Source organism: Desulfatiglans sp. (genome assembly GCA_012513605.1).
Taxonomy (GTDB): domain Bacteria; phylum Desulfobacterota; class DSM-4660; order Desulfatiglandales; family HGW-15; genus JAAZBV01.
Genome location: JAAZBV010000071.1, coordinates 1 through 21,118, shown reverse-complemented (window position 1 = coordinate 21,118; position 21,118 = coordinate 1). Strand labels below are relative to the sequence as shown.

The 21,118-nt window shown below is 42.4% G+C and carries 17 protein-coding genes; 12 read left to right on the top strand and 5 right to left on the bottom strand.

The genetic code is table 11. The features are described from left to right. The first annotated feature begins 37 nt into the window (after positions 1-37). From GX654_09125 to GX654_09115, 3 genes are all read left to right on the top strand, one after another. The gene (locus tag GX654_09125) at positions 38-1,138 is read left to right on the top strand and encodes a DUF362 domain-containing protein (GenBank protein NLD37019.1); all 1,101 of its coding nucleotides are present in this window, start codon (positions 38-40) and stop codon (positions 1,136-1,138) included. A 2-nt stretch (positions 1,139-1,140) separates the two neighbouring features. Further along, on the top strand, positions 1,141-2,241 hold the full coding sequence (gene ddlA / locus GX654_09120; GenBank protein ID NLD37018.1) for a D-alanine--D-alanine ligase: 1,101 nt from the start codon (positions 1,141-1,143) through the stop codon (positions 2,239-2,241). Positions 2,242-2,587: 346 nt separating this feature from the next. Next, entirely contained in the window at positions 2,588-4,165 is a 1,578-nt protein-coding gene (locus GX654_09115; GenBank protein ID NLD37017.1) for a citramalate synthase, read from the top strand. A 49-nt stretch (positions 4,166-4,214) separates the two neighbouring features. Here the strand turns inward: GX654_09115 and GX654_09110 are convergent, their stop codons facing one another. Continuing rightward, complete coding sequence (locus GX654_09110) at positions 4,215-4,532, bottom strand: TusE/DsrC/DsvC family sulfur relay protein (protein NLD37016.1); 318 nt, start codon at positions 4,530-4,532, stop codon at positions 4,215-4,217. Positions 4,533-4,733: 201 nt separating this feature from the next. Further along, the gene (locus GX654_09105; protein NLD37015.1) at positions 4,734-4,964 is read right to left on the bottom strand and encodes a hypothetical protein; all 231 of its coding nucleotides are present in this window, start codon (positions 4,962-4,964) and stop codon (positions 4,734-4,736) included. A 376-nt stretch (positions 4,965-5,340) separates the two neighbouring features. Between GX654_09105 and thiS the strand changes: the two genes are divergently transcribed. The 9 genes from thiS (at position 5,341) to GX654_09060 (ending at position 18,339) form a co-directional block, all read left to right on the top strand. After that, a complete protein-coding gene (gene thiS, locus GX654_09100) occupies positions 5,341-5,541 on the top strand; it encodes a sulfur carrier protein ThiS (protein NLD37014.1) in 201 nt (66 codons plus the stop codon). 6 nt (positions 5,542-5,547) lie between these two features. After that, positions 5,548-6,156, top strand: a complete 609-nt coding sequence (locus GX654_09095; GenBank protein ID NLD37013.1) for a thiamine phosphate synthase — start codon at positions 5,548-5,550, stop codon at positions 6,154-6,156. 65 nt (positions 6,157-6,221) lie between these two features. Next, entirely contained in the window at positions 6,222-6,992 is a 771-nt protein-coding gene (locus GX654_09090) for a thiazole synthase (GenBank protein ID NLD37012.1), read from the top strand. Between the two features lie 38 nt (positions 6,993-7,030). After that, positions 7,031-8,143 (top strand): 2-iminoacetate synthase ThiH, encoded by a 1,113-nt coding sequence (gene thiH, locus GX654_09085; GenBank protein ID NLD37011.1) that lies wholly within the window; start codon positions 7,031-7,033, stop codon positions 8,141-8,143. 312 nt (positions 8,144-8,455) lie between these two features. Then, positions 8,456-10,468 (top strand): methyl-accepting chemotaxis protein, encoded by a 2,013-nt coding sequence (locus GX654_09080; protein NLD37010.1) that lies wholly within the window; start codon positions 8,456-8,458, stop codon positions 10,466-10,468. A 136-nt stretch (positions 10,469-10,604) separates the two neighbouring features. Next, complete coding sequence (locus GX654_09075; protein ID NLD37009.1) at positions 10,605-11,906, top strand: hypothetical protein; 1,302 nt, start codon at positions 10,605-10,607, stop codon at positions 11,904-11,906. Positions 11,907-11,920: 14 nt separating this feature from the next. Beyond that, the gene (gcvH, locus tag GX654_09070; GenBank protein ID NLD37008.1) at positions 11,921-12,346 is read left to right on the top strand and encodes a glycine cleavage system protein GcvH; all 426 of its coding nucleotides are present in this window, start codon (positions 11,921-11,923) and stop codon (positions 12,344-12,346) included. After that, complete coding sequence (locus GX654_09065) at positions 12,346-13,530, top strand: (Fe-S)-binding protein (protein NLD37007.1); 1,185 nt, start codon at positions 12,346-12,348, stop codon at positions 13,528-13,530. The genes gcvH and GX654_09065 overlap by 1 nt, the downstream gene beginning before the upstream one ends. A gap of 354 nt (positions 13,531-13,884) precedes the next feature. Further along, a complete protein-coding gene (locus GX654_09060; GenBank protein ID NLD37006.1) occupies positions 13,885-18,339 on the top strand; it encodes a DEAD/DEAH box helicase in 4,455 nt (1,484 codons plus the stop codon). 912 nt (positions 18,340-19,251) lie between these two features. Here GX654_09060 and GX654_09055 read toward each other — a convergent pair. Genes GX654_09055 through GX654_09045 form a run of 3 tightly spaced genes read right to left on the bottom strand, consistent with a single transcriptional unit; the run spans position 19,252 to position 21,011 of the window. Continuing rightward, entirely contained in the window at positions 19,252-20,112 is an 861-nt protein-coding gene (locus GX654_09055; GenBank protein NLD37005.1) for a hypothetical protein, read from the bottom strand. A gap of 1 nt (position 20,113) precedes the next feature. Then, positions 20,114-20,710 (bottom strand): DUF86 domain-containing protein, encoded by a 597-nt coding sequence (locus GX654_09050; GenBank protein NLD37004.1) that lies wholly within the window; start codon positions 20,708-20,710, stop codon positions 20,114-20,116. Then, positions 20,703-21,011: a nucleotidyltransferase gene (locus GX654_09045; protein ID NLD37003.1), complete on the bottom strand. Its 309-nt coding sequence runs from the start codon at positions 21,009-21,011 to the stop codon at positions 20,703-20,705. The genes GX654_09050 and GX654_09045 overlap by 8 nt, the downstream gene beginning before the upstream one ends. Positions 21,012-21,118 lie beyond the last annotated feature (107 nt).

Sequence of the window (21,118 nt, the reverse complement as noted above, 5' to 3'; positions counted from 1 at the left end):
TCATTTGAAAAATCAGTAATGACCAGATGAGTCTATCATGTTCAATACAGAAGCAGTACAGGTAGTAATTAAAAAAACCGATTATCACAATCCTCAGATCGATGCATTGCTTATGCCTCTTTGCGGTATGAGCAAATATATCCGAACGGGTGATAAAGTGCTGTTGAAGATGAACCTCCTGTCAGCAAGGGCCCCTGAAGAGGCTGTAAACACCCACCCTGAATTTGTAAGGGCAATCGTAAGGGAGGTAAAAAAGGCGGGCGGGCTGCCTTATATAGGAGACTCCCTTGCAGGGACATTTTCAGAAAAGATATTAATTAAAGCATATGAAAAGAGTGGCATCATGGCTATGGCAAAAGAGGAGGGCATCCCGCTTAATTTTGATACAGGATCAGAAAAGGTTATTTTCCCGGAGGGCATCAGGTTAAAAAAAATACCTGTATGCAATTACATTTTAAGGGCAGATAAAATAATCGGGGTACCAAAACTCAAGACCCATTCACTTCAATACCTTACACTTGCATGCAAGAATATGTACGGGGCTGTGCCAGGGCTTATCAAGGCAAAATATCATGCTCTATACCCGGGTAAAATGGCATTTGCAGAGATGCTCCTTGATGTTTATGCATTTATAAAACCTGATCTATTTATTATGGATGCAGTGCTCGGGTTGCACGGTGAAGGGCCTGCCGGTAATGGTGACCCGATAGAAATAGGGCTTGCCCTTGCATCTGAAGATGGAATAGCCATGGATATTGCTGTCTGCAATCTGATTGGCATAGAACCTGCTACCATCCCTCTATTAAAGAGGGCAAAGATCAGGGGTATGTGGCCTCACAGCATAGAATACCCGATACTTTCGCCACATGAAAACAGGGTACACGGATTCAGGATGCCTGGTACAGCTTCACATCTTGTGACAGGCGGAAGGCGCCAGTCAAAGAGCCCTGTAATAACTGAAAAATGTATCGGGTGCGGTGAGTGCAGAAAAATTTGTCCTAAAAAAGCAGTAATTATTGTTGATGAAATCGCAAACATAGATTATTCAAAATGTATAAGGTGTTATTGCTGTCAGGAGGTGTGCCCTGCAAATGCCATCAGACTGATGAATACCAAATATAAAGGAAACGAGGGTTGAACATGGATAAGAAGATAAAGGTTGCAGTACTCTTTGGTGGTGAGTCTGCCGAGCATGAGATATCCATATTGTCTGCAAATAATATTATTGATGCAATGGATAAGGGGAAATATGAGATATATCTGGTCGGAATTACCAAGGATGGAAAATGGTACGGTGGTGAGTCCGCAAAAGAGATACTGGATAGCGGAAAGAAAAGGCATGTTATTTCAGAAAATGATCTGCTTGCGTTTATGCCAGGTAAGGCCGGAGAAAACATAGTCTATGTTTCTGATACAAAAAAAAGGATAGGGCCGGATGTGATATTTCCGATTCTCCACGGGCCAATGGGTGAGGATGGCACTGTTCAGGGTATGCTGAAGCTTGCCTGTATTCCTTTTATTGGATCCGATGTGCTGGGTTCTTCGGTCGGTATGGATAAGGATGTTATGAAGAGGCTTTTCAGAGAGAGCGGTATACCAATAGGGAGATACAGGGTATTACTTTCACATGAAAAAGAAAAACTCTCCTTTGACACTTTAGCAGATGAGCTCGGGCTGCCGCTTTTTATAAAGCCAGCCAATATGGGGTCATCTGTAGGAGTGCACAAGGTAAATAACAGGGTTGAATTTTATGCTGCCCTTGATGATGCATTTAATTTTGACAGAAAGATTATCATAGAAGAATTTATCAAAGGAAGGGAGATAGAGTGCGCTGTCCTTGGAAATGAGAACCCGATAACCTCTGCCCCGGGTGAAATATGCACCTCCCATGACTTTTATTCATATAATGCAAAATATATTGATGAACAGGGTGCGAAGTTGAGCATCCCTGCCATATTGCCCGAAGCAAAAAAAGAAGAGATAAGGGAACTGGCAATAAGATCATTTCAATCTCTTTGTTGTGAGGGGCTTTCCAGGGTGGATTTTTTTCTAAAGGATGATGGCACAGTAATAGTAAATGAGGTTAATACTATTCCAGGTTTCACATCCATCAGTATGTATCCAATGCTTTTCAAGGAAAGCGGCATCGGATATTCTGCACTTATTGATCGATTGATTAACCTTGCGCTCGATAGGGATAAAAAAGAAAGACTTTTAAAGAGAGACTATACTGGCAGATGATGGGTATTTAATGTCAAATATTGTATTTATGCTCCTGTGTGTGAATCAGGTTCAATCAGTTATCTATAGAGAGTTTTATTAAATTTTTCCATTTGACAAAAATCAGGTTCAATTGTAAGATTTTTTTTATTTGTAAATAAGGAACAGGTTATGAACCTTTTTATTTTAAATCCAATAATAGGCATAATAATTATCAGGGCAGCAGGGATATATATCTCTACCCTGCTGCTAATATCTACAGGAGAGAAACGTATAGACCGGTTCCGGTAAGGGCCTGACACTTTTTAATTTTTAATCCGTTATCAGGTAATGCTGGTAACGGATTTTTTTTTAAGGATATAACAAAATGAAAGAAAAAATAATGCTGTATGATACTACCCTGCGGGACGGGACACAGGGTGAACAGGTAAACCTCTCAGCCGAAGATAAGCTTAAGGTCGCACACAGGCTTGATGAGATGGGCATTGCCTATATAGAGGGCGGGTGGCCGGGATCAAACCCGAAGGATGCAAGGTTCTTTAGTATGGCGAGATCTGTTTCGTTTAAAAATGCAAAGCTAACTGCCTTTGGCAGCACAAGGCGATTTGGGGTCACACCGGGAAATGACCCCAGCATCAAGGCGATACTTGAGGCTGAAACTCCGGCTGTTACTGTCTTTGGCAAGACATGGGACCTTCATGCTACAGAGATACTTGGTGTTACCCTTGAGCAGAACCTGGAGATGATAGAGGATACAGTAAGGTATCTCAAAAAGGAGGGGCGTGAGGTTATTTATGATGCGGAGCATTTTTTTGACGGGTATAAAAATAATCCTGAATACACCATGAAGACAATAGCTGCCGCACAGGCCGGGGGAGCAGATATAATAGTCCTGTGTGACACAAACGGGGGAACACTCACCCATGAACTAAAGGTGATAATGGATGCTGCCATCCCTCAAATATCCCTCCCTGCAGGTATTCATGTGCATGATGACTGCGGCCTTTCAGTGGCAAACTCCATAATGGCAGTGTTGTGCGGGGCAAGGATGGTTCAGGGGACAATAAACGGTTATGGTGAAAGATGCGGCAATGTGGACCTGCTGGCTGTTATTGGTAATCTGCAACTGAAAATGGGCTATCAATGTATACCTCGCGAGAACATGAAGAACTTGACAGATATTTCAAGGTTTATAAGTGAGATAGCGAATGTTCCGCCTGTTAATCAACGCCCCTTTGTTGGAAAAAGCGCCTTTGCACACAAGGGAGGTGTGCATGTGAGCGCAATACTTAAAAACAGCAGGGCCTATGAACATATTGACCCTGAAACAGTCGGAAACCGAAGGCGTGTTCTTGTTTCTGACCTGTCAGGAAAAAGTAATATAGAGTACAAAACAAGGGAGATGGATATTAAACTCGAGGAGAGGGCCGCGGACAGTGCAAAGATTGTTAGTGTAGTTAAATCCCTTGAGGATAAGGGGTATCAGTTTGAGGCGGCAGAGGGTTCTCTGGAGCTGCTTATTAAAAAGATAACAGGGCAGTTCAGGGAGCCATTTACACTTGAATCTCTGCGTGTGACCATGGAAAAGGATGGGGATAATGACAGTACCTCCCAGGCCACAATCAAGATATCGGTAGGAGATGAAAAGGAGATAACCGCTGCAGAGGGAGACGGCCCTGTTAATGCTATTGATAATGCCTTAAGAAAGGCCCTGAATGGCTTTTTCCCGGTGATAAAAGAGATGAAACTTGTAGACTTTCAGGTAAGGGTAATAGAGGGGGCAGATGGAACAGGGGCAAATGTAAGGGTAAGGATAGAATCAAGGGACAGTAATGAGATATGGTCAACAGTCGGGGTATCTGAAAATATTATAGAGGCATCATGGCAGGCGCTGGTTGACAGCGTTCAGTATAAGCTTTTAAAGGAAGAAAAAAACAGGGCATAAAAGAGGGGATGATCTTTTTATGCCCTGGTATTTCTGCAACCACTGATTCTTATACACAGCCTGTAGGTTTGGGAAGCCCTGCCATTTTACATGCGCCTTTGCCAGGCCCTGAGGGGAACAGGTCATAGATATATTTCAGCTTAAAGCCGGTTACCTTGCTTAGTATCCTGACCATTGGCGCAATGCCATTCTTTTTATAATAGTCCTGAAGCACATCGATTACCTTCCAGTGCTCTTCTGTGAGTTCATTGATGCCCTCTTCATCCTTGATGTATCTTACCCAGGTTTCATTCCAGTTATTGAAATCATCAATAAAGCCATCTTCATCAACATTAAAGGTGTGGCCTTCAAATTCTACAGTTGGCATACTTCTTAAACCTCCTTTAAAAAAACAATCTCAATGATATTAATATGTTATGAGTCAGGCGAGAAATCTAACCTATTCATGGGCTGATGTCAATCAATTTGTCCCGGGTCCATAAATGCATATTGCCCGGGATAAAGGTATTTATCCTGCCACGGAGAGAAAGATCAATCCCTCAGACGCTTGACTCCCTGAACCCTTGTTTCAAAAAGGCTGATTCCCTTGCAGCTGGATGCCTTTTTTAGGTATTTTTATATTAAGGTACCTTATAAAAAATTGCCTGAATCTTTTACCTTTATCTCTTGCAGTCTTTACTGGAATAACCGGTTTAATACTTATCTTTCCGTGATTGATATTGTCATACTCCTCAAGAAGCCTGATCATTATCTCATCCTCATTCAGCTTTTTATATTCATTAAGTGTAAGGTCTGCCATTATTTTACATCCGTTTTAGGTATGATCAGTCTTGTTATCAGTAATAATGCTTTTTCCCGGATCTTAAAGAAATATACTTACGCAAAGCGCATGCCACTAATATATCTTATCGGTACCTGTGCTTATTTCTGAAGAATAATCTCCCTGTATTCTTTTAAAAACCGGCAATGGTTTGATAAAATTATAGAAAATTATTTATAGCTGATATTTTGGCCCACATAAAAGCAAGGGCTTAAGAGTCATTATAATGACATCCTTGTCAAAGGAATGGCTTTACCTGGCTTTTGATATTCGTGATTAAAGGATTGCCATATTCGGCATCCTTTAATATAGTTCACATGTGTCATATTTAATAAGGGAAGACAGGAAATAGCCTATGAGACTTACGATAAATGATAAAGAAGCACAATTTACAGGGAATACCCTTGCTGAATTGTTAAATATGCATGGTTTCGGTGATAAAACAGGTGTGGCCGTTGCTGTAAATGAGATTGTTATACCAAGGCCGGAGTGGCAGTTTCATGTACTTGAGGAGGGGGATGAGATACTGATCATTATCCCTGCCCAGGGCGGTTAAAATACAATGAGGTTTATCCTGATTACACCCCCTGGTTCAGTAGAGGGTGAACATGTTCTCATAACCAGGATGTTTGAAAATGGGTTACCCCTGCTGCATCTTCGTAAACCGGGTTGTGATGATGACTTTATGTCAGCGTATCTTTCAAGAATACCTCTGGAATTCCATAAGCGCATTGTCATACACTCCTGTTATGAACTGACTCAGGATTTCAATCTCAGGGGGCTCCACATTACAGGCTCAAATATACTAAATAAAAATGGTATAATATGCAGGTATAAAAACAAAGAGGGCTTCACAGTAAGCATCTCTTACCATACCCTTGAAGAGCTTGATAATAATGACCCAGGCATTGATTATATTTTTTTGAGCCCCCTCTTTGACAGCATCTCAAAAAAGAATTATAAGGCCCGGTTTAACTCCATTGAATTGACAGGGGCATTGAAAAGGTCAAGAATTGATGTGGTAGCCCTCGGGGGTCTGAGGCTTACAAACATGTATGAGGTAAAAGGGCAGGGTTTCAAAGGGATGGCGTTTCTGGGGGCTGTATGGGAGGCGGATGATCCTTTAAAAAGTTACCTGGCCATACAGGAAAAGTTATTAAATATGATATAAAACTTTTTTATTGAGCTATTTATATACCTGTAATGAAAATCATAAAAGGAAATGGAAATAAAGATATGGATGAATTGATACTTGCTGAAAAAAGGTTCCGCTCCAGGCTTTTTGTGGGTACTGGAAAGTTCAGCTCAAATGATATGATGGGCAGGGCCGTTTCTGCATCAGGTTCGGAACTGGTGACTGTTGCCCTTAAAAGGGTGGATATTAGTGACAAAGAAGATGACATGATCAACCACCTGAAACTTCCGGGTGTCAATCTACTGCCAAACACTTCAGGTGTAAGGACGGCAAAGGAGGCCCTGTTTGCGGCAGAGCTTGCAAGGGAGTCCCTTGAGACAAACTGGTTAAAACTGGAGATACACCCTGATCCAAGATACCTCTTGCCTGATCACAGGGAAACCTTAAAGGCTGCAGAAGAGTTGGTAAAAAAGGGATTTATTGTGCTCCCCTATATCAATGCAGACCCTGTATTCTGCAAGCAGCTGGAAGAAGCTGGTGTTGCTGCAGTAATGCCTCTTGGTTCACCCATTGGGAGTAATTCCGGGTTAAAGACAAGGGCAATGCTTGAGATAATTATAGAGGAGAGCAATATCCCGGTTGTGGTTGATGCGGGGATAGGTGCGCCATCACATGCAGCCGAGGCAATGGAGATGGGGGCTGATGCAGTGCTTGTCAATACCGCTATTGCAGTAGCCAATGACCCTGTCCGGATGGCAGAAGCATTCAGGCTCGCTGTGGAGGCGGGTAGAATGGCCTTCATGGCAAAGCTTGGAAAAAAGTCAGCGAATGCAGTTGCCAGCAGCCCTTTGACCTCATTTCTTGATGATTAGGTAAACAGTAAATATGGCCTTTATTTTTAAGGATTAAGATGAGTTTTAAAGAGATATATACCCAGTATGACTGGGATGAGATACAAAAACAGATCTATATGAAGGATGCCTCTCATGTTGAAGCAGCCCTGGCAAAAACCGGGGCCCGCAGCGTGGAAGACCTTATGGCCCTTCTTTCACCTGCTGCTGCCCCCTTTCTTGAACAGATGGCAGGGTTGAGCCATGAACTTACTCAAAAGAGGTTTGGAAAGACCCTTCAGATGTATATCCCACTTTATCTATCCAATAAATGCAGCAACAACTGCCTCTATTGCGGATTCAGGAATAATAACAGGATAAAAAGAATCACCCTTACCATGGATCAGATAATGGATGAGGTAAAGGTTATAAAATCATATGGTTTTGACCATGTGCTCCTGGTCACCGGTGAATCTAAAAAGAGCGCGGGCATTGAATATTTTGAGGAGGTTCTCAGGCTTATCAGGCCATATTTCTCGCATATCTCTATGGAAGTTCAGCCAATGGAACAGACTGATTATGAGCGACTCATCAGGCTGGGGCTAAATACTGTGCTTGTATACCAGGAGACCTATGGTAAAAAGTATCATGAATTTCATCCGGGAGGTATGAAATCTGACTTTTTCTACCGGCTTGATACCCCTGACAGAATATGCAGCGCCGGTATACACAAGATAGGGCTTGGGGCCCTTTTAGGGCTTGATGACTGGAGGACAGACTCATGGTTTACAGGGTTTCATCTGAATTACCTTAAAAAGAGATACTGGCGGACCAGGTTCTCTGTCTCCTTTCCAAGGCTGAGGCCTGCTACAGGGATAATAGAGCCACGGGTTATTGTAACCGACAGGGATCTTGTCCAGTTGATATGTGCGTACAGGATCTTTGATGAAAACCTTGAACTCTCCATATCAACCAGGGAGTCTGTAAGGTTCAGGGATAATGCCATTAAGATAGGAATTACCTCCATAAGCGCCGGCTCCAGGACTGAACCGGGCGGATATACTGCTGATACCGGGGAACTTGAGCAGTTTGAGATCAATGACAGCCGTTCTCCTGATGAGATAGCCTCAATGATCAGCGGCAAGGGGTATGAACCTGTCTGGAAGGACTGGGATATCCATTATGGTATTTAACCCCTGATAAGACTTAATATAGACAATTATTCGCCATAATTTGTCATAACTTTGACAGTATTAACTCAATTTCTTTATAGAAAAGGTATTATTTTTTCTAACCTTTTATCTCTTCTTATGATAATATCCTGATCCAGCGGGCTATCCCTCTCACGCTGTTCATGCTCTAATTCATTTTCTTCACCTATTTTAGAAATGGCATATTCTTTGCAAAACATAGGGTGATCAGTGGTGTTTTTTGATTTGCTACCATTTTAAAACAATCCTTATGGGTAAAGATAAAGGATCATATTATTATTTCGGGAGGTCAAAATGAAGCTTAAGTCGTTACGGAACAAATTATTGCTGCCAACCCTTTTGATTGTAATTATCGGTATGACGGTATCAACGTGGGTCTCATACAATAAATCGGAGGCAGCGCTCAAGGATTCAATTGAGGCTCAGGTAAGCGAGGTCTCAAATGGGGCCATCAACCAGCTCACATCATGGCTCGATGTGGTGAGGTTTGATCTCGAAAAGATAGTCCAGATACCTGAGGTAAACGGAGCGCTTGATCCTGATGAGGCTATGGCGGTTCAATCAAGGGTCTATTCCGGTGAAATGCTCTCCAATGAAAAAAGGAAATCAAAATATTTTGACTATATCGGTGTTGCCGACCTTAAGGGGAAGGTTGTAACAAGGTCAATATCAGAGCCCATAGACCCTTCGGCCCCTGTAAGAAATGAAAGGCTTGATTACAGCAGCGAAGATTGGTTCCAGAAGACAGTAAAGGGCACACCTCAGATATCAGGAGGTTATAAAAGCGAGTTGTCCTCAAAGGTGGTATTTATTTATGCGGTGCCTGCCTACAGGATGGATACGGTAACTCTTTCCATGACCGAGCAGATTGTGGGTGTGCTTTTTGCTATGGTCGAAATTGAATATTTTACTGCCAAGAGCATAGACCAGGTAAAAATTGGTGAAAGTGGTTATACATTTCTCTTTGATCAGACCGGAGTAGTGATCGGACACCCAGAGCACGAGAATATCCTCACCCTTGATATGAAAAAATATGATTTTGGCAGGACGATGATTGAAAAGAAAAATGGCATTATCATTTATACCTACAATAATATGGAGAAGATTGTCTCCTTCAAGACTGACCCAGTTTCAGGGTGGGCAGTAAATACAGGCGTGAATACAAAACAGGTATTTGAACCAATAACAAAAATACGTAACATCAGTATACTTCTGCTCTTTTGTGTGGTTATTTTTATAGCCATCTGTATGTGGATATTAATAGGTTTGACTGTCGTAAAACCGATATCAGCAGTTGTTGACGGCCTCAAGGATATTGCAGAGGGAGAAGGAGACCTTACCAAGACCCTCGCAATTACCAGCGAAGATGAGGTAGGTGAACTGGCAAAATGGTTCAATACATTTATGTCAAAATTAAGGGCTATAATAGCAGATCTGGGCAGCAATGCGGATTCTATGACCAGCTCATCTGTTGAGCTTTCAAAGCTTTCAGGCAACCTTTCAGAGGGGGCTGATCTGACCTCTGCCAAATCAAATACAGTTGCATCAGCCGCTGAAGAGATGAGTTCAAACATTAATTCAGTTGCAGCAGCCAGCGAACAGGCCTCAACAAATATGAATCTGGTTGCTACTGCCGCTGAGGAGATGACCTCCACCATTAATGAAATTGCACAGAATTCTGAACAGGCACGCACAATCACCCAGGATGCTGTAAAACAGGCGGATGATGCATCAACAAAGATTGATGAACTTGGCAGGGCAGCCCAGGAGATAAGCAAGGTAACTGAGACAATTACCGAGATCTCAGAACAGACAAACCTTCTTGCTCTTAATGCCACCATCGAGGCAGCCAGGGCGGGTGAGGCAGGTAAGGGTTTTGCTGTTGTTGCAAACGAAATCAAGGAGCTTGCAAGGCAGACAGCCGAGGCCACCCAGGATATCAAGGACAGGATCGAAGGCATCCAGAAGTCTACCTCAATTGCAGTCAAACAGGTTGAGGGAATATCCAAGGTTATTAATGATGTTAATGAGATTGTTTCCACCATTGCAACAGCAGTGGAAGAGCAGTCCGTTACTACCAGGGAGATTGCCGGAAATGTTGCCCAGGCATCAAGCGGTATTCAGGAGGTATCTGAGAATATTGCCCAGAGTTCATCTGTTTCAACTGAGATTGCAAGGGATATAGCTGATGTGAATCAGTCATCAAACGATATATCGAACAGCAGTTCACAGGTGGATTTGAGTGCGCAGCAGCTTTCAAAACTGGCTGAACAGCTCAAGACGCTGGTTGGTAAATTCAAGATATAACCTTACTGTATCATTTTTTATTTAACGCCCTCCCTTCTCTGGCAGGGCGTTTTTATTTTACTCTGGCTTGCCTGTAATTTACAAAAGGAATTTTTTGTGCAATACTTCCCCCTTCATTTTAGGGGAAACAGGGTTTATGAGAAAAGGTATTGCACAGATTATCCTTATTGCTGTTCTTGTTTTTGGGTATGAATTATCATGGGCATCTTCGCCGGATTATGAAGATGTGCTTTCCGATAAGGCCCACAGCACACTCGAATGCATGGCCTGCCACTCATATATCAAAGAGAACCCTGATCACCCTGTACCAGAAGGCAGAAGCAGCACGTGCCTTGAATGCCATGAGGATTTTTCCGCCTTTTCCCCTGATAAGGGTTTCAAGGTAGATTGCCTCAAGTGCCATTATCTCCATAATGAAAAAACCGCTCATGATGCACATATAGGCGTCCCATGCCGGTCATGCCATATGGAAGAGATTAAACCTGTGAGGGAAATAAAAGATGGGGTACCTGTGTGGAGTTATGTGCCCCTGAAATTGGCAGAATATGACCCTCACCGGATAACAGCCGGAGACAAAAATAGCTGCTCAAGATGTCATGTTAAGGGTAATACACTGGGCGCGTCAGACCATGCATTGCCTGCAAAGGGTATTATCTGTTTACCCTGTCATGCATCGACCTTCTCAATTGGTGATATACCGTCAGCAGTCTCAATCATCATATTCATTATTGGTATAACAACTATTGTCATCATTTGGTTTTCAGCAGGGAAGGGGTATAAAGGTGCGGTAAAAGGCAGGGCATTCTCTCTTATCAACCTGTTCTCAGCGTTGATTATTGACGCTCTTTTACAGAGGAGACTTTTCAAGGTATCAAAGAGCCGATGGGTCATCCATGCCATGATCTTTTTCTCATTCATGGCGCGGTTTCTGTGGGGGATAATAGCCACATGCGCGTCGATTTTGTTAAAGGCATCAGATAATATATGGATTCTACTGGACAAAAACCATCCGGTTACCGGGTTTTTTTTCGATATTACCGGGCTTATGATCATTGCAGGCGGGTGTTTGATGTTCATAGAAAAGAGGATAAGGAGAAAGAAAAACAGTATAAAGGGTTTACCTGAAAATATCAGTTTTGCAAGTCTCCTTATATCTGGGATGATAATCACAGGATTTGTGCTTGAAGGGGCAAGGATAGCCATGACAGGCGCCCCTCTCTATTCACAATACAGCTTTATCGGTTATATGGTAAGCAGGCTTATGATTGGTTTTCACCTGAACGGCATATATGCATATCTGTGGTATCTGCATGCTGTCATAACCTGTGCCTTTATTGCCACATTCCCATTCAGCTCTATGAGGCATATTTTTATGGTTCCTGTGAGTCTTGGTATAAAGGCAGTATCAAAGGATACAACAGATTTAAAAAAATATTGATGGAGGAATAGGATATGGAAATAGAGGGTTATAATTTTCCAGATGATCTTTACTACGAAAAAAATCATTTCTGGGTGAAGGTTGAAGGTGATCTACTGGTGATGGGTATGGATGATTTTGCAATAAAGATGGCAGGAGAAATCGTTTATGTCCAGCTCCCTGAAGAGGGTAAGGAGCTATCTGCCGGAAAAAAGTTTACCAAGATAGAATCAGGTAAATGGCTTGGCAAGGTCTATGCCCCTGTTGATGGTGAGTTAGTGGAATCAAATGAGGCGCTTGAAGAGAATGCCACCATCATCAATGAGGACTGTTACGGCAAGGGGTGGATGTTTAAGATCAGGCCGAACAATATGGATGATATAAATAACCTTATCCATGACCCAAAGGATATTGAGGCGTGGGTGCTGGAAGATATAGCAAAATATAAAGAAGAGCAGTAATGGCGATAACAGATTATTCTCTGAAAGAGGTGGTTCAGGCAGATGCATGTACAAACTGCATGCTATGCGCTGAGGTCTGCCCTGCTGTATCTGCCACCAGTGATGGCAATCTTTCTGGGATATACAGGCTTCATACCCTTAACAGGCTGTTTCGCGCAAGGGCAGGGTTTTTAAAAAGGTTCTATAGAGGCGATCTGAATAAAGAGTTTCTAAAGGCATTTAGTGATACAGTATACCGGTGTACCCTCTGCGGCAGGTGTGAGGAGATATGTCCTTCAGGTATATCATTAAAGGATATATGGATATCCCTCAGGCAGGACATGGTACATTCGGATGCATTCCCGGCCAAGGTAAACACCATTAAAGAAAATGTCCTTAAAAGCCATAATGTCTTTAATGAGGATAACAGCGAAAGGGCAGAATGGGTGAGTGACCTTGATGACCCGCCTGAACATGGCCATATAAAAGAGAAGGCAGATGTGGTCTATTTTACCGGTTGTGTCTCTTCATATTTTCCAATGGCACAGCAGATACCCATGAGCCTCGTATCTATATTTAATGCAGCGGGTGTTGATTTTACGCTCTTAGGTGAGGATGAATACTGCTGCGGTTTTCCATTTCTTGGTGCAGGGCTTCGTGACAGGGTTGATGAGGTCATTCACCACAATATGGAGGCAGTAAAGAAAAAGAATGCGACCAGGGTTGTTTTTGCCTGCCCATCCTGTTACAGGATGTGGAAGGAGTATTATCCGCCAGAGTTTGAGCTTTACCACGTGACCCAGTATATCAAAAAATTTCTCATGGATGGTAGACTGAAGTCCAAAGAACTTAATAAGACAGTAACATACCATGATCCGTGTGACCTTGGCCGTGGAAGCAGGGAATATGATGCCCCTCGGGAGATATTAAAGTCTATTCCGGGTATCAAATTTATTGAGATGAAAAGGAACCGTGCAGACTGCGCCTGCTGCGGCGGAGGCGGAAACCTTGAGATGATAGATGCCGCCCTCTCTAAGGAGATAGCAGGGGCAAAGATAAAAGAGGTGCTTGAGACAGGTGCAGATACTGTAGTCACCTCATGCCAGCAGTGTGTGAGGACCATGAAGAGTTATGTGAGACTCAATAAGATAAAACTTGATGTGCTGGATATAGTTGAGCTTGTAAGTAAGGCATTGAAACAGTAGCCAATTATACCAGTGGCAATAATGGGAGATCTTTCTTTCCAAAAACGGATATTAAACGCAATGTAAATAGTTGAATGAAAGCAAAGGGAGCAATAAGAGTCGCATAATTGTTGCACATAACTGTAGGGGCAGGCCTATGTGCCTGCCCGCGAACGCTGGCGCAGGATAATCACCGCCGGGCAACCACATAGGGTTGCCCCTACGAATAGGTTATAAGTTTTATACGAATTTAACTTAGCAATACTAAAAAACCTGTTTCAAAACCTGGACTTCATATTTGTAAAAATAGGTTTATAATCGACTGAAATTATTAATTGTAATGTGCTAATTTTAGTTTATTTCGGATAATAATGAATGGAAAATCTGTTCCACCCACTTATTGTAAAATGGTTCAGGGAATTTGTCGGGACGCCTACCGACATACAGAAAAAGGCATGGCCTGAGATAGCATCGGGCCGGCATGTACTTATTACTGCACCTACCGGAAGCGGTAAGACCTTGACTTCCTTTTTATGGGCAATCAACAAACTTGTGACCGGCAAGTGGGAGAGGGGCACAACACGTGTGCTCTATGTATCACCCCTCAAGGCCCTCAATAATGATATAAGAAGAAACCTGATAAGGCCCCTTGAAGGACTAAAGTCCCTGTTTTTGTCTGAAAATAGCAGGTTTCCATCAATTTCTGTCATGACAAGGAGCGGTGACACAAGCGAATCTGACCGCAGGCAGATGGTTCGGAACCCGCCCGAGATCATGATTACTACACCTGAAAGCCTGAATATTATCCTGAGTTCAAAGAGCGGCATAAGGATGCTCTCAGGCATAAAGAGCGTTATACTTGATGAAATACACTCTGTTGTCGGCGATAAACGAGGGGTTCACCTGATTACCGCTATAGAGAGGATCGTAAGGCTTGCCGGTGAATTCCAGAGGATATCTTTATCAGCTACTGTGAGGCCGCTTGAAAAGGTGACTGAGTTTGTGGGTGGTTATGAAATAATGGGTGATGCCCATGAACCTCTCTATACCCCCCGCAGGGTTTCCATAATAAGGTCTGATGATAAAAAGGAGTACAGGGTAAGGATATCCTTTCCAGCGGAGGCTGTAAACAGGGGTCAGGATGCGCCTGTCTGGTCATTTCTTGCTGACAAATGCAGGGAGGTTATCGCAAAAAACAGGTCCACTCTTGTTTTTACAAACAGCCGCCGTATAGCAGAAAAGCTTACCTACATGATTAATGATGGGGCAGACTCCAATATCGCCTATGCCCATCACGGCTCCCTCTCCCGTGAGATCCGGACTGAGGTGGAGCAGAAGCTCAAGGATGGGAATTTAAGCGCCATAGTGGCGACAAGCTCCCTTGAAATGGGGATAGATATAGGCGACCTTGATGAGGTGATACTTATCCAGTCTCCCCCCACAATCTCATCCGCCATACAGAGGATAGGCAGGGCTGGTCACAGGGTAGGTGATGCGAGCCGGTGCACTATCTTCCCTACCCATGATCATGATTTTCTTGATGGGGCTGTGCTTGCAAAAGCGGTTATCTCACATGATATTGAGGCTGTTGAACCGGTTAAGTGCCCCCTTGATGTGCTTTCACAGGTGATCATCTCCATGACCGGTATTGAAACATGGACAATAGATGATCTTTTTATGTGGGTGAGGAGCAGTTACCCCTACAGGCATTTATCAAGGACACAGTTTGATCTTGTGCTTGAGATGCTGGCAGGCAAGTACAGTGATATGAGATTACGAGACCTGAACCCGCGTATATCCATAGACAGGATAGACAACACGGTAACCGCTAAAAAAGGGGCGCTCCTTGCCATATATATGTCAGGGGGGACCATACCTGACCGCGGTTACTATAAACTCAGGCATCATGAAACAGGTGCGCTTATTGGTGAGCTGGATGAGGAGTATGTGTGGGAGGCAAGGGTAGGGCAGCTTGTAACCTTTGGGACAGGCAACTGGAGGATAAACAGGATCACCCATAATGATGTATTTGTTACCCCATCAGGCGCGCAGATAATGGATACGCCATTCTGGCGCAGTAATGAACTCAATCGCGATTTCTATTTCTCCGAAAAGATATCATCATTCCTTGAGATGGCAGATGAACGCCTTGATGACTCTGATTTTGGCCGGTTTTTAAAGGAACATCATTTTATGGATGAAACATCATCGGCGCTCCTTACAGATTTTCTCAAGAGGCAGAAGGAATATACGAATGCCGCCCTTCCACACAGGCATCATATCATCTTTGAACAGGTGCAAACAGGCCCTGCAGGGGTGCCCGGAAACCAGCTTGTTATTCATACCATGTGGGGAGGAAGGCTGAACCGCCCCTACGCAATGGCAATAAACGCTGCATGGATGGAAAAACACGGGGAATATCTTGAGATTTATCCGGGCAATGATTCTATTGTGTTTCAGCTCAATACCGGTATTGATCCTGATGAACTAATCAACCTGGTGACCGCCTCAAATATGGATACATACCTGAAAATGCAGCTTGAAAAATCAGGATGTTTTGGGGCAAGGTTCAGGGAGTGCGCCGGGCGGGCACTTTTAATAACGAGAAACAAAATAAGCGAGAGGATGCCCCTGTGGATGACAAGGCTCCGATCAAAAAAGCTCCTTGAAAAGGTGATAGGGTATGAAGACTTCCCCATCCTCATAGAGACATGGCGCACATGCCTTAATGATGAGTTTGATCTTGATAACCTGAGGCTTGTGCTGGGTGAGATAGCATCAGGGGTTATAAAATGGTCTCACGTAAAGACATTACGGCCAAGCCCCTTTGCTGCCAATATCAACTGGAATCAGGTCAACCAGTATATGTATGAAAATGACCAACCCGCCTCAAACAGGTCTCTTATCAAAGGTGACCTTTTACAGGATATACTGTTCAACGAGGAACAGCGACCTGCTGTAAATGAGGAGGTTGTTAAAGAATTTGAACTGAAGCGAAAGCGTCTCGCTACAGGTTATTCACCGCAGGAGCCCCCTGAACTCCTGGACTGGGTAAAAGAACGGCTGTTTATACCTGTTTCAGAATGGGAGGAGCTTATATCTGCCATTGAAAGGAACACGAATGGCAGGTCAGAGGATGTTATCGAACCTGTATCAAAAAAGCTTATTCATATGTCTCTCCCATTAACCGGTAAAGGTCTTATTGCGCCTCTTGAGAGCTATAAGCATATCAGTAAAACACTCACCCCTTTGACCGGCAATCTTCAGGCGAGGCTGCTTAATGGTGAAGAAATCAATGTTGATCATAAGCACGATCATAAAGTAAACGATAACAGGTCAGCCGATGAGATTTTAATCAATATGATTTTAGAATGGTTCAGGTTCTATGGCCCTGTTACAAAAGAGTGGATTTCTCACACCCTTGGCATCAGCATTAATGACCTTGAACCTGTGCTTGACAGTCTTATTGAATCAAATGATGTTATTACCGGCAGGTTAATAAAGGGAAGCCCGGAGGTCTATTTTTGTGACACGGAAAATTACGAGATCATGCTCCGTATTAACAGGGCAAGGTCAGTGCCTGTTATTGAACCGCTTGATGCTGCCTTTCTGCCTCTTTTTCTTGCAGGGTATCAGGGCTTAAGTGTAAAGGCAGAGGATGAAGAGGCCCTTTTCACGCGTCTGGAACAGTTACTCTGCCTGCCGCTTCCCGCGGGGATTTGGGAGACTGATATACTTCCGGCAAGGATGCATGCCTACAAATGCGCTTACCTTGACAGGATCGTTAGTGAAAGCGATCTTGTCTGGAAAGGTTTTGAAAAAGAAAAGACAGCCTTCTGCTTTGAGTCTGAGCTTGATCTCCTTGGTAAGCCGAAGGCAAAGAGAGACAGAGAAAAGGATAGAGGGCTTTTCCCTGATACAAAGGCGAGGTACGGTTTTTTTGACCTCATGGAGATTACCGGCGCTAACTCTGCTGAACTTACAGATAGATTATGGAAAGGCGTGTGGAGCGGTATTATATCAAACGATGGATACAGCGCAGTAAGAAGGGGGATTGAAAACAATTTCAGTGCCCCTGAGATTACAGCCAGCCAGGAGAATAGTAGAAGGGGTAGAGGTACATCAAGGAGGTCAGGTTTCAACAGGTGGAAAGGTACTCACACATATACTGGCAACTGGTTTAGACTCCCTGACATTGAACAGGATACAGACCTGGTAGGAGAGCAGGAGATAAAAAAGGAGAGGGTAAGGCTGCTATTAGACAGGTACGGGGTTATCTTCAGGGAGATACTGTTCAGGGAGGTGCCTGAATTCAGCTGGAAGGCCCTGTTCAGGAGCCTCTATATCATGGAGTTATCCGGTGAAATCATGTCAGGACTTTTTTTCAAGGGTGTTACAGGGCCGCAGTTTATCTCACGTAAGGCATTTCAGATGCTCTCTACCCTTGCAGAGGATAAGAGCATTTACTCGGTAAATGCCTTTGACCCTGCATCTGTGTGCGGCATGCAGATAGATGCATTAAAAGGAGCAACTCCAAGACGGTTACCGGGTAACAGTATTTGCTACAGGGGAACAGAGCCTGTGGTTATTGTTGAAAACAATGGAAAGGTTTTAACAATAATGATTCCCCCTGATGACCCTGATATTGAGCTATCTCTTGCACCCATTAAGAACCTTCTCGAAAGGGAGTTCAGTCCGTTGAAAAATATAGCAGTTGAGACAGTCAATGGAGAACCGGCAACGAAAAGCCCGTATGTGGATGTGTTCAAAAGGTTGTTTGAGGTACAGGTTGATTATAAAAACTTAATCCTTTACAAGAGGAGAAAGTAAGTTTGCCTAAAATACTTGCTCAACAGGCATTAAATATTCTATGTCCGGTATCTGGACATTGGTAAGCTGAATAAAGACTGCGCGTTAAGTTATAGAGTAGACAGAGACAAACAAAATATGCCCAATTTCAACGGGCTGACCCCGATATCCGCTTAGGATAAAATCAGTAAAGAGGAGGGTATATCCAGAAGCAAGTACATCTCACTGGTTTTGAGGGATAAGATTAAAACAGAGTATGAAAAAAAACTTACAAGTGCCTACAATGATGTTTTTTCAGATGGATCAATGCAAAAAGAGCTGCTTGAAACATCAGAATGGTTCAAAGGATCGGGCGATAATGAGGGTGATGCATGGTAATACGGGGCATGGATCAATTGAGGGGATGAAACTTGTTATGAGCATATCCTGAAACTATGCAAACCATAAGACAACTTGAACCGCGAAACACGTCCGCCTTCGTAATAGACTTTCATACTATGGCGGGACAGGCGAAAGACACGAAACAATGCGGGGGTAAATATTTTCAATTCTCTGGATTAAATACCTTCGGTTACGACGTCCGACTTTCCTTTTCTGTATTATGTTTTTTTCACATCATTCTCTGCCACTCTGATTTCTGACTTCCGACTTCTGACTTCTGACCTCTATCTTTACTCTTGCTTTTTCAATCAATTAATCTTAAACCTAACCCATTATATCTTTTTGGTATAATTATTTACTGCATAAAAACGCTCAGGCGCATTGCCTTATAAATGTGTTTTTGTCGTCATTCTCCGACACGATCGGAGAATCCAGTTGTTTTTGTATTATGATTTTAAGGGTCTGTCAAATGTGTAGGCTTGACACCAATGCTTTGGACACCAATGCTTTGCACAATAACCTAACAGCGTCCCCCTTCACATATATCACTTCTTATTTCATCAATTTATTTAAATCCAACTCTGTAATGATAGCTGATTCGCCTTTTCTATAAACCATGAATAGTTTATTATTAGATAAGCACCAGAGATCCTTTGGTGCTTCACTAAAAGGCTCACCGAGTATTTTATGATCTATAATAGTTTTTTGAGTTATTTGCCCTCGGATGTCAATAGTGAAGATTTCCCATTGATCATTCTCCATACAATATTTCGCAAATAATGGATTATTTTTATATTTACCAATATAATAATCAAACTTTAAAAAATTATATGGTTCATTAAGACCACTTTCGTTAGATACTTCACCAATATACTTCCCATCATATGAGTATAAAAAATATTTAAACATATCTTTTATATCATATGGCGGTTTAGCAAAACTCAGCTCAAAAATAATACCATTATCTAGAAATCCATGCCAATTAAGCCTATTTTTAAACAAAATTGGGAAATCCTTAAGTATCTTTCCGTTATCGCAAGAAATAACAAATAATTTACCATGCGGATCCCTATTAATACCTCGGTCAAAAACATAGTCAAAAACATATAAGTTCTGTTCTCTAATTCCAATTGGATTCGCCTTAAATTCGCTATATTCACGCCTTAATAGTACTTCACCTTTTTTTGTCATCTTGACTAGTGTTGCAAAATCACCACCAAGAAACCAGAAATTCTCATCATCATCAACTTCAAAACCCCAAATTGCATAATCTCCATCTCCAATGCTGAATGGTATACCCCTTGTGTTTGATAAAATAATTTTATGTTGTAAAATACTACTTTCAGAAGCATCAGTTATGAAAGAAGTTATTGTAATTATAAAAGATATAAAATATAAAAATATTTGTTTCATATTAATAACCCACCTCTCTATACACATCAGGCTTACCTTGTTTTATCCAATATAACTCAAGATTATTAGTATGGGCAACACCATAACTTGTTGAAGAATGGAATAACTTATTTTCTCCAGCATAAAATGCCATATGATTTCTTTTATCTCCAGATACTGTGGTCCAAAGAAGAAGATCTTTATCTTTTGCAACATTTAATCCTTCACCGACTTTATACCATCCGCTAACATTCCCTGGCCAGGTAGCGGTACTAATTCTGGGGTTTGTTACATCTTCGCCATAAAAGGTAGCATTAATTAATCCTGTGCAATCCATACCTGCGTAGTGATGGGTAAGAATATCTCGCATTCCTTTTGCCCTTTTCCAGTCAACTTCAGGGTAGTTGGAGAGTAGAGTGCCATCGGTTACTTTATCAAGATTTTTTAAAGATTCACCAACAACTATCAACATCATGGCAATAGAGTCCATTTTATCAACACCGGCAGGGCTGTCTGTGAAATCTGACACATTGTGAATATTCATAAAACGCGTAACAATTTTTTCTGATGATTCTTCTATTCGACTCAGTATTTCAAGAATCAATTCTTTATCAGGCATATACAGACTCCTGGTCTATTCTTTTTTTTAAGAATTGATTCATATTTTCCCTATAGGTAATTACATCAACTGGCTTTTTAAATCTTTCCTCAAGATCCTGCTTGATACCAGACAGTATAAATAGATCAGGTTTCTGGATATGCACAACCACATCTATGTCGCTGTCATCACCATTTTCATTTCGTGCTACAGAACCGAAAACACCAATCTCTTTGATACTGTACTGTTCAGCAAATTCATCTTTGTAAGCCTTAAGAATTTTTAGTATCTCATTTTTACCCCAGTAATTTCCGGTTAAGATGTTGCATAGCACGAGTCCTGGTAAAAGGGGCGGTCTTTTCTTCGTCGATGCTTCCTCCGTTGATGACTTCGTTCAGCTTCTCTTGATTCATTGACAATCTTTATACG